The following is a 12,841-nucleotide window of genomic DNA, read 5'->3' on the forward strand; positions in this document are numbered from 1 at the left end:
GGACTCTCGAGCGGCGGTGTCGAAGCGCTGGGGACGCTGTGATTCGACGCCACTGGGGATGGCATGTTGCCGCATATCGGGAGAGTCACCTCTATGGTATCCCAAAGAGTGAGCCCTGTCAGCACAAGTGCCGGTCACGCCCTCAGAACAAGAGGATCTGGGTGGTGGTGGCGCTGGGGAAACCGCCGATCGAGACGCCCACGTGATACGAGGCCCCACCGCCGGGAGCCCGTTGCCGGTTCTCCTGCGCGCAGGTCTCGACGCTGGAGCGCGTGCGATCCCAGACGACCGGCTCCTTGCTCACCACGGTGGATCCCGCGGTGAGTGTGGCGATCATGCTGCTGGGGTTCTCCTGGCAGTCGGTCGACCGCCACCACACGTCCGAGCCGCTGGAGACCGTGAAGACCTGGGTCGTGGAGCCGACGTCGATCGTGCAGTCCCTGGTGCCCTTGTTGGTCAGCGAGATGGAGAGCTTCGGCGAAGCGCCGTCGGCGTACGACTCGGCATCCGTCACGGCCTTCACCTCGACGTCCTTCGCCTCGCACGCGACGACGGCCGGAGTGGCGTCCGCAGAGGGCGAGGGTGAGGGCGACGGCGAGGCTGACCCGGACGGCGTCGGACCGGCGGTGGCGGAGGAGGTCGGCGCGGGTGCGGTCCCCTGGCCGTCGGCGGCCGCCCACGGTCGAGCGACGAGGAGCCAGACGGAGGCTCCGACGAGCGCGAGGACGAGGAGCAGTCCCAACAGCACCGCCAACCGCCGACGACGATAGACGGCGGCGGAGTGACGGGGCATGCCTCCAGGTTAAGCGATCCCCCTCCACGAGCCTGGGAGGCGCGAGCGGTCGTCCGGGGCTCAGAGCACCTTGAGCATCCGGGTGTTGCCGAGCGTGTTCGGCTTCACGTGCGCGAGATCGAGGAACTCCTCGACGCCGGCGTCGCCGCTGCGCAGGAGCTGCGAGTACACGTCCGGATCGACGACCTGCTCCCCGATGGGGGTGAAGCCGCGACGGCCGAAGAAATCGACCTCGAACGTGAGGCAGAACAGGCGCGTGAGCCCGAGCGCCCGCGCGTTCTCCTCGAGCTGCTCGACGATCGCCCGACCGACGCCGTGATGGAGCCAGTCGTCGCGGACGAGCAGGGTGCGCACCTCGCCGAGGTCCTCCCAGATCACGTGCAGCGCGCCGCAGCCGATCAGCTCGCCGTCGGCCTCGGCGACGACGAACTCCTGCACGGCGCCGTAGAGCACGGCGAGGTCCTTGCCGAGCAGGATGCGCTGCTCCACCATCGGCTGGAGCAGGTTCCGGATGCTGACGATGTCGGCGCTGCGGGCCGGCCGGACGATGTACGCGCTCACCCGACCAGCCTAGGACCCGCTCCTGCCGTCGGCTCTCAGACGGGGCACAGCTTCGGAGATCCCGACCGACACTCCGGCACCCAGAAGCTGCGCCCCGCGTGTCGTCTGTCATCTCCGAGGTTGTGCCAGGAGGGCGGCGGAGCGGGGACGACGAAGGGGCGGATGCTGTCGCATCCGCCCCTTCGGGTGACCGGGTCGAGGATCAGTCGTTGCCGGTGATCGCCAGGTCGGGCGTGCCGGAGATCGCGCCGCCGCCGGTGTTGACACCGACCGCGACCTTCTCGCCGCGCGGGCCGTGCTCGAACAGGAACTCCCCGTCCTTCGCGTCGACCTTCACGTGGTCGCCCGAGTCGAGCTCGCCGTGCAGGATCTTCTCCGACAGACGGTCCTCGATCTCGTGCTGCATCGCGCGACGCAGCGGACGAGCACCCAGAGCCGGGTCGAAGCCGATCTCGATCAGGCGCTCCTTGGCCGACTGCGACAGCTCGATCGTCATGTCGCGGTCGAGCAGACGCTCGCCGAGGCGCTTCGTGAACAGGTCCACGATCTGCACCAGCTCGCTCTTGCTCAGCTGCGGGAAGACGATGATGTCGTCGACGCGGTTGAGGAACTCGGGCTTGAAGTGCCGCTTGAGCTCCTCGTTGACCTTGCCCTTCATCCGCTCGTAGCTCGTGGCGTTGTTGCCCTCGATCTGGAAGCCCACGGGGCCTCCGGCGATGTCACGCGCACCGAGGTTCGTGGTCATGATGATGACCGTGTTCTTGAAGTCCACGATCCGACCCTGACCGTCGGTGAGGCGACCCTCTTCCAGGATCTGCAGCAGCGAGTTGAAGATGTCCGGGTGGGCCTTCTCGATCTCATCGAAGAGGACCACGCTGAACGGCTTGCGCCGCACCTTCTCCGTGAGCTGACCGCCCTCTTCGAAGCCGACGAACCCGGGAGGGGCACCGAACAGCCGCGAGACGGTGTGCTTCTCGCCGAACTCGCTCATGTCGAGCGAGATGAGCGCGGCCTCGTCGTCGAAGAGGAACTCCGCGAGCGCCTTGGCCAGCTCGGTCTTTCCGACGCCCGTGGGGCCGGCGAAGATGAACGAGCCGGAGGGACGCTTCGGGTCCTTGAGGCCGGCACGCTGACGACGGATGGTCTTGGAGAGGGCCGCGATGGCCTCCTCCTGGCCGATGACGCGCTGGTGCAGCGCCTTCTCCATGAAGACGAGTCGGCTGGACTCCTCCTCGGTCAGCTTGAACACGGGGATGCCGGTCGCCTGGGCGAGCACCTCGGCGATCAGACCCTCGTCGACGACCGCCTGGGTCGCGACGTCGCCCGCACGCCACTGCTTCTCCAGACGCAGGCGCTCGGCGAGGAGGCTCTTCTCCTCATCGCGCAGGGAGGCGGCCTTCTCGAAGTCCTGCTCCTCGGAGGCGATCTCCTTCTGCTCGCGCACGGCGGCGATCTTCTCGTCGAACTCACGCAGCTCGGGCGGGCTGGACAGGATCGACAGACGCAGGCGGGCGCCAGCCTCGTCGATCAGGTCGATGGCCTTGTCCGGGAGGAAGCGGTCGGAGACGTAGCGGTCGGCGAGGTTCGCCGCGGCCACGATCGCACCGTCGGTGATCTGCACCTTGTGGTGCGCCTCGTACCGGTCGCGCAGCCCCTTGAGGATGTTGATCGCGTGCGGCAGCGTCGGCTCGTTCACCTGCACCGGCTGGAAGCGGCGCTCGAGCGCGGCGTCCTTCTCGAAGTGCTTGCGGTACTCGTCGAGCGTGGTGGCGCCGATGGTCTGGAGCTCACCGCGCGCGAGCAGCGGCTTGAGGATGCTGGCCGCGTCGATCGCGCCCTCGGCGGCGCCCGCACCCACGAGGGTGTGGATCTCGTCGATGAAGACGATGATGTCGCCGCGCGTGCGGATCTCCTTGGTGACCTTCTTCAGCCGCTCCTCGAAGTCACCGCGGTAGCGGGACCCGGCGATGAGCGAGCCGAGGTCGAGCGAGTAGAGCTGCTTGTCCTTCAGCGTCTCGGGCACATCGCCCTTGACGATCGCCTGGGCGAGGCCCTCGACGACGGCGGTCTTGCCGACGCCGGGCTCGCCGATCAGGACGGGGTTGTTCTTGGAGCGGCGGGAGAGGATCTGCATGACCCGCTCCGCCTCCTTCTCGCGCCCGATGACCGGGTCGAGCTTGTTGTCGCGCGCGGCCTGCGTGAGGTTGCGACCGAACTGGTCGAGCACCTGCGAGCCGCCCTGCGCACCCGAGGGGGTGTCGTTGGACTGCGCGCCGACGGACGCGGGCTCGCGGCCCGGAGCGCCGGAGAGCAGCTGGATGACCTGCTGGCGCACCTTGTTGAGGTCGGCGCCCAGCTTGACGAGCACCTGAGCGGCCACGCCCTCACCCTCGCGGATGAGGCCGAGGAGGATGTGCTCGGTGCCGATGTAGTTGTGACCGAGCTGCAGGGCCTCGCGGAGGCTCAGCTCGAGCACCTTCTTGGCGCGCGGCGTGAACGGGATGTGGCCGGTCGGCTGCTGCTGACCCTGGCCGATGATGTCCTGCACCTGCTCGCGCACGGCGTCGAGGGAGATGCCGAGCGACTCCAGCGCCTTGGCTGCGACGCCCTCGCCCTCGTGGATGAGGCCGAGCAGGATGTGCTCGGTGCCGATGTAGTTGTGGTTGAGCATCTTCGCCTCTTCTTGGGCGAGGACGACCACTCGACGGGCTCGGTCCGTGAATCTCTCGAACATGTTGACTCCTTATTCGCACGGGGCGAAGACGCATGAAGCGCTTGTACATCGAGAGTAACGACCAGAAATGGCGGGTATGCCCGTGTTCGCCGTGGGCATAGCGAGGCCTTGACGGGTTTATCGACAGTCGTTATGTTAACGAAAGTCGATAAACACCGACCCACAGGAGGAGCACATGCTCGCCACGGAAAGACGCCCTTCGCTCGCCGACGGCATCGCGCTCGGGCTCATCGCCACCGGTGCCGTCAGCGTCGGGATCGGCGCCATCGTCGCGGTCGCCCAGGCCGCCGGCGCCCTGTTCTCCCCGTCGCCCACGGTCGCGATGCCGGTGCACGACGTCGACCTCTTCGCGCTCGACGGGGTGGGCGGGATCGAGGGCGCCGCCGTCGACTCCGCCCTCGTCACCCTCACCGCGCCACCCACGGGCGCCCGCTGGCTGCTGCTGCTGGAGACGGCGCTGCCCGCGCTCGCCACCGTGGCCCTGTGCGCGGTGGTCTGGTGGCTGGGCGTCTCCCTCATCCGCTCCCGCCCGTTCCGCGCCTCCCTCGGGTGGATGTTCGCCGTCGCCGCCTGTCTGCTGATGGCGGGCACGCTGTTCGGCCAGCTCGCCGGCGGCATCGGCCGGGCCGAGATCGTGAAGGACCTCGCCGCGACCGACCCCGCGGTCGAGGACGTCCTGTGGACGCTGCTCATGGAGTTCGATCTCGCACCCGTCGGGTGGGCGTTCGCGCTGGCTCTCGTGGCCGGCGTCTTCACCATCGGCCGCCGCCTGCAGCGCGACACGGAGGGACTGGTCTGATGGCAGCCACCGCCACCCGCTCCGAGCGGGCCGATGCGATCACCGTCATCCTCTATGCGGCGGCGGCCCTCGTGACCGTCGGCATCGCGACGGTGCTCCGCGTGGGCGGCACCTTCCGCGACGACGGGATCGCGTGGACGCTCCCCATCGACGAGCAGCCGATCTCGGCGACCACCGATTCCGGGCAGATCTCGATCGAGGGCATCGCGCAGGAGGCGATGGTCTTCGCGACGGGGGTGAACAGCGTGTCGATCGCCGCCATCGTCGCCGCCATCGCGCTGTGGGCCCTGGCCGCCGTCGCCGTGATCGGCGCGGTCACGCTCGTCGCCTGGAACTTCCTCCGCGGACGGTTCTTCGTGCCGGGCAATGCGCGCGCCTTCGACGTGATCGGCTGGACACTGGTGCTCGCACCGATGGCGATCGTGATGCTCGAGACGATGGGACGCAACGGCGTGACCGCGGCGCTCGGCCTCGGCGACGGGGAACCCGTGCACCCGATCGAGTTCTGGGCGATCGCGCCGATCTTCGCCACCGGGGTCACCGTCGGCCTCATCGCCGTCGCCTTCCGTCGCGGTATCCGGCTGCAACAGGAGAAGGTCGTGCTGGAGAAGGAGACGGAGGGACTGGTCTGATGATCTCGTTCGGTTCGGAGGCCGTCTGGCCGTCTCTGCTCAACATCGGGATCGCGCTCGCGGTCTGCGCGGCCGTCGTCGCCCTCGTGGTCTGGAACAGCCGTCGCCGTGGCAGTCGCACGGTCGCCCTCGACGCGGCGCTCACGCTGTCCGGGTGGTGGATCACGCTCTCCGCGCTAGGCGCGGTGGTCATCGTCGTCAAGGCCTTCACCGTGGACTGGGCGGAGCTGCACGGTGCGACGACGGTCTTCCTCGACTGGCCCTCCAGCCTCCCGTGCTCGGAGTACGGCGACAGCACGACGACCATGCTCACCTGCGGCGGCACGGAGCTGTCGGACTTCACGGTGGGCAACGCCTCGCTCGGGCTGCGCCTCCTCGCTGCGGCCGCACAGCTCAGCACCCTCGCCCTGACCACGATCCCCGCCGTGGTCCTCGCGCTCATCTGCTTCCACACCCTCCGCGGCCGCGCGTTCTCCCGCACCGTGACCCGCGCCCTCGTCGGGGGTGCGATCGCGTTCGGGGTGCTGGGCGTTCTCTCGGACCTCCTCAACGGCATCGCCGCCACCACCGGACTGCGGGAGGCCCTGCCGGCGGACAGCACCGGGTATCCGCAGACCTACTGGCTCACCGTGACACCGGTGCCGTTCGCCGCGGCGCTCGGCCTCCTCGCCCTCGCCGCGGTGTTCCGTCAGGGCATGCGCGTGGAGCAGGAGCGGGCCGCCCTGGAGCGCGAGACGGAGGGGCTGGTGTGAGCCCGGCGGAGAGCGACGACGAGTTCACGGGCATTCACTGCCGTCTGGACGAGCTGCTGGCGGCTCGCGGGATGACGCTGACGGAGCTGAGCGCCGCCGTGGGCGTCAGCATCGTGAACCTGTCCGTGCTGAAGAACGACCGCGCCCGCGCGATCCGCTACTCCACGTTGCGGGCCATCTGCGAGGCGCTCGACTGCGAGGTCGGCGACCTCCTCGTCCTCGCCGATCGCTGACTCCCGTCGACCCGCCCCCTTGAGCGCGCCCCGGCCTCTTGCGGACGCACGCAGGGGGCCGAGACGCACGAAGAGGGGTGGGTCGGCGGAAGGGCGAGCACGGTCACACAGTGGATTGCAAGCCCCTACTATGAGTCGGCTGTGAGTGGATACGGTCGTCCCATGATCAGCACCCGCACCCCCTCGCGTCGCGGCCTCCGCCTCCTGGCGATCGTCCCGGCCGCTGCCCTCGCCTTCTCCCTCGCCGCCTGCGCCGGAGAGAGCCGCCCCTCGGTCGACGATGTCGCCGACGGCATCCAGAAGGTCTTCGAGGGCACCGCGCAGGAAGAGGCCATGACCGACGATGCCGCCACCTGCCTGGCCGAGGCCCTGGTCGACTCCGACCTCAGTGATGAGACGCTCGGCTACATCGCCGACGGGGAGGACAAGCAGCGGGACGAGGCAGACAAGGCCCTGACGACCCAGATCATCCAGGACAACCTCCAAGACTGCGTCACGCCCTGAGGGCGGGATCGCAGCGAGGGATGACGGCCTCGGGAGGGCGGCCGTCATCCTTCGTCATATCCGCCCAGGGAATTCTCAGGCTCTCCTAGCGTTGAGCCTCATGGCGTGCACCCGGCGCGCCGCGATTCTGGAGTCCCCACCTCAATGAGCACCACCGCACGCGCCCAGAAGGCGCCAGACACCCGCGGGCCGGTCCGGAAGCTGCTGACCTCGTTCGGCTTCCAGATCATCGCCGCCCTCGTCCTCGGCATCGCCGCCGGTCTGATCGGCCGCCAGCTCGGCGCCACGGCCGAGAACCCGACCGCCCTGTCGGGCACCCTCGACACGATCGGCAGCTCCTATGTGACGCTGCTCCGCGCGGCCGTCGTCCCGCTGATCTTCACCGCGATCGTCGCCAGCATCTCGAACCTCCGTCGCGTGCAGAACGCCGCCCGCCTCGCCGGCCAGACGATCCTGTGGTTCGCGATCACCGCTTTCATCGCGGTCATCATCGGCATCGTCCTCGGCCTCGTGATCCAGCCGGGCAGCCACGCCGGCGACGGCCTGGAGCCCGGCGAGCCGTACACGGTCGGCACCTGGTGGAACTTCCTGCTCGGTCTCATCCCGCAGAACTTCCTCGGCCTGACCGTCAGCACCTCCCCCGGCGCCACCGAGGGTGCGTTCACCTCGAGCGTCGGCTTCAACATCCTCCAGGTGATCGTGGTCGCGGCCGTCGTCGGCATCGCGGCGCTCAAGGCCGGCAAGAAGGCCGAGCCGTTCCTCGTCTTCACCGAGTCGCTGCTCAAGGTCATCCAGCGCGTGCTGTGGTGGATCATCCGCATCGCGCCCCTCGGCACGTTCGGCCTCATCGGCTCCGCCGTCATCAAGTACGGCTGGGAGAAGCTCGCGTCGCTCGGCTGGTTCGCGGGCGCGGTCTACATCGGCCTCGCGCTCGTGCTCTTCGTCGTGTACCCGATCCTGGTGCGCACGCACGGCCTGTCCATCAAGCAGTACTTCTCGGGTGTGTGGCCCGCAGTGCAGCTCGCTTTCGTGAGCCGCTCCTCGATCGGCACGCTCCCCCTCACGGAGCGCGTGACCGAGCGCAACCTCGGCGTCCCCCGCTCCTACGCCTCGTTCGCGGTGCCGCTGGGCGCGACGACGAAGATGGACGGCTGCGCCGCGATCTACCCGGCCATCGCCGCGATCTTCGTGGCGCAGTTCTTCGGCATCGAGCTGAACTTCGTGCAGTACCTGCTGATCGTGATCGTCTCGGTCGTCGGTTCCGCCGCCACCGCCGGCACCACGGGCGCGGTCGTCATGCTCACGCTGACGCTGTCCACCCTGGGACTGCCGCTCGAGGGTGTCGGTCTGCTGCTCGCGATCGACCCGATCCTCGACATGGGCCGTACGGCCGTGAATGTCGCGGGTCAGGCACTCGTCCCCGCGATCGTCGCGAAGCGCGAGGGCATCCTCGACGAGGAGCTCTACAACGCACCCCGCGAGGGCCTGCCCTTCGCCGACGACTCCGGCGACGACGCCCCCGAGGCCGACGCCGCCTCCACCCCGGAGCCCGCCGGCGCGCGCTGACCCGGTCTCCTCACGAGCGCCCCACTTCCTTCCGGAGGTGGGGCGCTCTTGTCTCCCCTCCCCACCCCGTCGACCCACCCCTTTGCGTGCGTCCCGGCCCGTTGCGGGCGGTCGCAGAGGGGTGGGTCGACCGGAAGGGGGTGGGTCGAGGGGAAGGAGGGGTCAGCTGCGACTCAGGGGGCGGGTCGCGCCGCGGGTGTCGAGCGCGAGCTCCTCGGCGTCCATCGCGGCCAGCAGCTCCCGCATGACCTCCTCGTCGAGCTCCCCGGCATCGCGCTCCGCGACGAGGATCTCCCGTCGCACCTGCAGCCATCCCTTGGTCAGCGCGACGAGGTCGTCGTAGGACGGGCGGGCCACGGTGTCCTCGACCTGCTGCGCGTCGTCGGTGTCCTTCTCCACCCGGGTCATGCGCTTCGTGAACGCGTCGAACATGCCGAGGTCGACCTCGCCGTGCTTCTGCTCCCACTCCCGACGCTTCTCGGCGAGATAGGCCTTGCCCGCCTCGCGGCTCTTGGCCTTGACCGTCTCCAGCGCCGCGACGTCCTCCTCGTGCTCCTCATCCCCGGCGATCTCCAAGCGCCGGATGAGCAGCGGCAGCGTGAGCCCCTGCAGCAGGAGCGTGCCGACGGTGACGATGAAGGCGACCACGACGATGGCGTGCGCGGCCTCGGTGTCGAGGCCGGCCAGGTCGGCGGCGGCCACCGCGATCGCCAGGGTCACCACGCCGCGCATGCCCGCCCAGGAGATGACCGCGTTGTCCTTCCACGTGAGCCGCAGACCCGCCATGCGCTCCCGCACGATCTGCGTCCGCAGCTCGTCCGTGCTCTGGTCGCGCCACCGCCGGGACCGCCGACGACGCTCGTCGAACTCCCCGGACGCGATGCCACGGTCCATGCGTGCGAGCCGGCGGCGGTCCTGGAAGTTCGACCACGCGCTGATCGGGTAGATGTAGAGCGGCCGGACGACGAGCACCACGAGCAGCACGGCGCCGGAGAGCAGGAGGATGTGCCCCACCGACTCGCTGCCGAGGTCGTTGAGCACCCGCGGGAACTGGAGGCCGATGTAGGCGAACACGAAGCTCTCCAGCAGCAGGTCGGCCGACAGCCACAGCGGCGCCTCCTGCTGCCGGGTCGTGTAGTCGGTGCGCGGGGCGTTGAAGCCGACGAAGAGGCCCATGGCCACGACCGCGAGGACGCCGGAGCCGAGCAGATGCTCCGCGATGTTGTACGCACCGAACGGGGCGAGAAGACCGAAGGTGCCGATCACGACGGGGTCGCCGATGCGCATCCGGAGCTGATGCAGCACGATCCCGAAGACGAGACCGATCCCCACCCCTACGCCGACCGCGAGGAGGAACTGACCGACGCCGCCCCCGATCGACACGGTCGCCCCGGCGAGGATCGCGGCGAACACCCGGTAGAGCGTGAGCGAGGTCGCGTCGTTGATGAGGCTCTCCCCCGACAGCACCGTCATGATGCGGCGGGGCAGACCGAGACGACGACCGATCGCCGCCGCCGACACCGCGTCCGGCGGAGCGACGATGGCCCCGAGCAGCAGCGCGCCCGGCAGCGTGAGCGACGGCAGGATCCACCAGGCCACGAGTCCGACGGCGAACGCGGTGAGCAGCACCAGCCAGATCCCGAGACGGCGGATCTGCGGGAGGCTGCGCTTGAACCCGACGAACGACACGTCGAGGGCGGCGGAGTACAGCAACGGCGGCAGCACGAGGCCGAGCAGCAGATGCCCGTCGATCTCCAGTTCCGGCACGAACGGCAGGAACGACGCGGCCAGCGCGACGACGGTCACGAGCAGCGGTGCGGGCCACCCTCGCCACCGCGCGACGGCGGCCACGGCGACGGCTCCGACGAGGACGTAGAAGATCCCGGCTTCCATGCGGAAAGCGTAGCGGCGTCGTCCGCGCTCCCCGGTCCGCGGAGCATGGGCGGGGTGTCAGTCGCGGACGGGGCGCTCCCGTCCCGGCCCGTCCGCATCGAGGGCTTCGCGGAGGCCCGCGTTCTCGTCCTGCAGGTCGAGGACCCGCGCGATCCCGGCGATGTTGATGCCGTCCCCGCGGAGTTCGGCCGCGCGACGCAGGCGGGTGATGTCGTCGTCGCTGTACCGACGCGTGCCGCCGTCACTGCGAGCGGGCGCGAGAAGCCCCTTGCTCTCGAAGAGTCGGATCGTCGCCTCCGACAGGTCGACGAGCTGGGCGGCGACGGCGATGCCGTAGAGCGGGGTGCGCGAGTCGCGTGCGGTCATCCGGGTGTCCTCAGGTCGGGGTTGCGAAGAATCCTGCAAGTGTTCTATAACAAATCTATACCTGACGTGCAGATAATCTGCACACCACCTCAGCCCTTGCAGGGCCGCACGAAAGGAGAAACCTCATGGCACTGACCTTCGATCCCTTCAGCCAGCTCGACCGCTTCGCCGCGAGCGTCTTGGACTCCGTGCGCGCGCCCCGGTCGATGCCGGTGGACCTGTACCGCGACGGGGACCGCTACATCCTGCACGCCGACCTCCCCGGCGCCGACCCGGGCTCCATCGACGTCGACCTCGACGGCGGTCAGCTCACGATCCGCGCCCAGCGCACGGCCGACACCCGTGAGGGCGTGCGCTGGCTCGCCCGCGAGCGCGGGGCCGGGTCGTTCCTGCGCCAGTTCTCGCTCGGCGACGGTGTGGACCTCGACAACATCAGCGCCTCGTATGAGAGCGGTGTCCTGTCGGTCGTCATCCCCGTCAGCGAGCGGGCGAAGCCGCGCAAGATCGTCGTCGAGTCCGGCGAACAGCGCCAGGCGATCGACGCCTGATCATCCTGGGGGCGGTGCACTCGCGCCGCCCCCGCTCTTCTCCTCTTCGCACGGAAAGGACGAATCATGGCACTCTCCCCGACCCTCGACCGTTTCCTCGCCGACATGGAGTACCCGGCGACCCGCGACGATCTCCTGCGCGAAGCGGCGCGGGACGGACTGCCGGCGGAAGATCGCGCGGTGCTGCGCGACCTGCCCGAACAGAGCTACAGCGCCGCCTGGCTCATCCGCTAGCGCCTCGCCCGCACCGCTCTCGCCGACGCGCTCACCCCCGCCTCGCGACTCGCCGCCTAGGGAATGCCGGAGCGGCCGCCGAGGTTGCATCCGGAGATGAACGACGTCGCCCTCTCCGTCCTCGACCTCGTGCCGGTCCGCTCCGGCCAGACCAGCGCCGAGGCCATCTCCGCCTCCCTCTCCCTCGCCGCGACCGCCGACCGGCTCGGCTACCGCCGGTACTGGTTCGCCGAGCACCACAACATGCCCGCGGTCGCCTCGACCACGCCGCCGGTCCTCATCGCGGCCGCCGCCACGCGCACCTCCCGCATCCGTCTCGGCTCCGGCGGCGTCATGCTCCCGAACCACGCGCCCCTCATCGTGGCCGAGCAGTTCGCCGCCCTCGAAGCCATCGCGCCCGGACGCATCGACCTGGGCCTCGGCCGCGCCCCCGGCAGCGACCCCGTGATCACCCAGCTCCTCCGGGGGTCCGGGACCACCAGCGACGTGGAGCAGTTCCCCCGGCACGTGCAGGACATCGCGGCGCTCTTCACCGCCGACGGCGCCACCGTGCGCTTCACCTCCGGCGGGGAGTACACCGTGCGGGCGACCCCCGCCGCGACAGGAGTGCCCGAGGTGTGGCTGCTGGGGTCGAGCGACTACTCCGCACAGCTCGCCGCCTCCCTCGGCCTGCCGTACGTGTTCGCGAACCACTTCTCCGGACAGGGCCTGGAACGCGCCCTCGACCTCTACCGCACGAACTACCGTCCGAGCGAGGAGCATCCGGAGCCGCGGACCTTCCTCACCGTGAACGCCGTCGCGGCACCGACCGCGGAGGAGGCGGAGGCCCGCGCCCTCCCGCAGCTGCGGATGATGGCGCGACTCCGGCTCAACCAGCCGCTCGTCGCGCTGGAGACCATCGAACAGGCCCTCGCCGCAGAGCACGACGCCGCAACGGACCAGGTGGTCGAGGCCGCGCGGTCACGGTGGTTCGTCGGCACCGGGGAGTCCGTCGCCGCGGAGGTCCGCTCCTTCGCGACGACCTACGGGGTGGACGAGGTCATGCTCTCCCCCGTCGCCGGAGCCTACGACGCGGAGCCGAAGGACTCGGCTGCGGGGCGCGCCCAGACGCTGGAGCTCGTCGCGGGCGCGTGAGTCGCGTCTCGCGTCCCGGGCGCGTGAGTCACGTCGCGGGCGCGTGAGTCGCGTCGCGGGCGCGTGAGTCGCGCCGCGGGATCGTGAGTCGC

At 69.8% G+C, this 12,841-nt stretch carries 14 protein-coding genes; 9 read left to right on the top strand and 5 right to left on the bottom strand.

The annotated features are described in order from the left end of the window. Window positions 1-142: 142 nt before the first annotated feature. The 3 genes from AC3B5L_RS14915 to AC3B5L_RS14925 form a co-directional block, all read right to left on the bottom strand. A complete protein-coding gene (locus AC3B5L_RS14915) occupies window positions 143-793 on the bottom strand; it encodes a hypothetical protein (protein WP_187662437.1) in 651 nt (216 codons plus the stop codon). Window positions 794-853: 60 nt separating this feature from the next. Beyond that, window positions 854-1,354, bottom strand: coding sequence for an amino-acid N-acetyltransferase (locus tag AC3B5L_RS14920; RefSeq protein WP_259955273.1), 501 nt, complete (start codon window positions 1,352-1,354; stop codon window positions 854-856). A gap of 202 nt (window positions 1,355-1,556) precedes the next feature. Continuing rightward, window positions 1,557-4,088, bottom strand: coding sequence for an ATP-dependent Clp protease ATP-binding subunit (locus tag AC3B5L_RS14925; RefSeq protein WP_071329948.1), 2,532 nt, complete (start codon window positions 4,086-4,088; stop codon window positions 1,557-1,559). Between the two features lie 175 nt (window positions 4,089-4,263). On the opposite strand from AC3B5L_RS14925, the gene AC3B5L_RS14930 reads away from it, so the two are divergent. The 6 genes from AC3B5L_RS14930 (at window position 4,264) to AC3B5L_RS14955 (ending at window position 8,574) form a co-directional block, all read left to right on the top strand. Then, window positions 4,264-4,887, top strand: coding sequence for a hypothetical protein (locus AC3B5L_RS14930; protein ID WP_490095930.1), 624 nt, complete (start codon window positions 4,264-4,266; stop codon window positions 4,885-4,887). Then, window positions 4,887-5,519 (top strand): hypothetical protein, encoded by a 633-nt coding sequence (locus tag AC3B5L_RS14935; protein WP_259953416.1) that lies wholly within the window; start codon window positions 4,887-4,889, stop codon window positions 5,517-5,519. Before AC3B5L_RS14930 ends, AC3B5L_RS14935 begins: the two co-directional genes overlap by 1 nt. Further along, window positions 5,519-6,271 (top strand): hypothetical protein, encoded by a 753-nt coding sequence (locus tag AC3B5L_RS14940; RefSeq protein ID WP_259953415.1) that lies wholly within the window; start codon window positions 5,519-5,521, stop codon window positions 6,269-6,271. The genes AC3B5L_RS14935 and AC3B5L_RS14940 overlap by 1 nt, the downstream gene beginning before the upstream one ends. Then, window positions 6,268-6,504, top strand: coding sequence for a helix-turn-helix domain-containing protein (locus tag AC3B5L_RS14945; protein ID WP_060922489.1), 237 nt, complete (start codon window positions 6,268-6,270; stop codon window positions 6,502-6,504). The genes AC3B5L_RS14940 and AC3B5L_RS14945 overlap by 4 nt, the downstream gene beginning before the upstream one ends. A 162-nt stretch (window positions 6,505-6,666) precedes the next feature. Continuing rightward, entirely contained in the window at window positions 6,667-7,008 is a 342-nt protein-coding gene (locus AC3B5L_RS14950; RefSeq protein WP_259953414.1) for a hypothetical protein, read from the top strand. A 144-nt stretch (window positions 7,009-7,152) separates the two neighbouring features. Then, window positions 7,153-8,574, top strand: coding sequence for a dicarboxylate/amino acid:cation symporter (locus AC3B5L_RS14955; RefSeq protein ID WP_187662442.1), 1,422 nt, complete (start codon window positions 7,153-7,155; stop codon window positions 8,572-8,574). Window positions 8,575-8,736: 162 nt separating this feature from the next. On the opposite strand, the gene AC3B5L_RS14960 is transcribed toward AC3B5L_RS14955, so the two are convergent. Together AC3B5L_RS14960 and AC3B5L_RS14965 are read right to left on the bottom strand one after the other, a co-directional pair. Then, on the bottom strand, window positions 8,737-10,467 hold the full coding sequence (locus tag AC3B5L_RS14960; RefSeq protein WP_187662443.1) for a cation:proton antiporter: 1,731 nt from the start codon (window positions 10,465-10,467) through the stop codon (window positions 8,737-8,739). Window positions 10,468-10,524: 57 nt separating this feature from the next. Beyond that, entirely contained in the window at window positions 10,525-10,833 is a 309-nt protein-coding gene (locus tag AC3B5L_RS14965) for a MerR family transcriptional regulator (protein ID WP_259953411.1), read from the bottom strand. Window positions 10,834-10,958: 125 nt separating this feature from the next. Between AC3B5L_RS14965 and AC3B5L_RS14970 the strand changes: the two genes are divergently transcribed. The 3 genes from AC3B5L_RS14970 (at window position 10,959) to AC3B5L_RS14980 (ending at window position 12,749) form a co-directional block, all read left to right on the top strand. After that, window positions 10,959-11,381, top strand: a complete 423-nt coding sequence (locus AC3B5L_RS14970; protein WP_025105470.1) for an Hsp20/alpha crystallin family protein — start codon at window positions 10,959-10,961, stop codon at window positions 11,379-11,381. 66 nt (window positions 11,382-11,447) lie between these two features. Beyond that, the gene (locus AC3B5L_RS14975; protein WP_490095931.1) at window positions 11,448-11,615 is read left to right on the top strand and encodes a DUF2795 domain-containing protein; all 168 of its coding nucleotides are present in this window, start codon (window positions 11,448-11,450) and stop codon (window positions 11,613-11,615) included. 96 nt (window positions 11,616-11,711) lie between these two features. Next, window positions 11,712-12,749: an LLM class flavin-dependent oxidoreductase gene (locus AC3B5L_RS14980; protein ID WP_259953408.1), complete on the top strand. Its 1,038-nt coding sequence runs from the start codon at window positions 11,712-11,714 to the stop codon at window positions 12,747-12,749. Window positions 12,750-12,841 lie beyond the last annotated feature (92 nt).

The sequence above is a fragment of the Microbacterium sp. C-MGS6 genome (assembly GCF_058140415.1).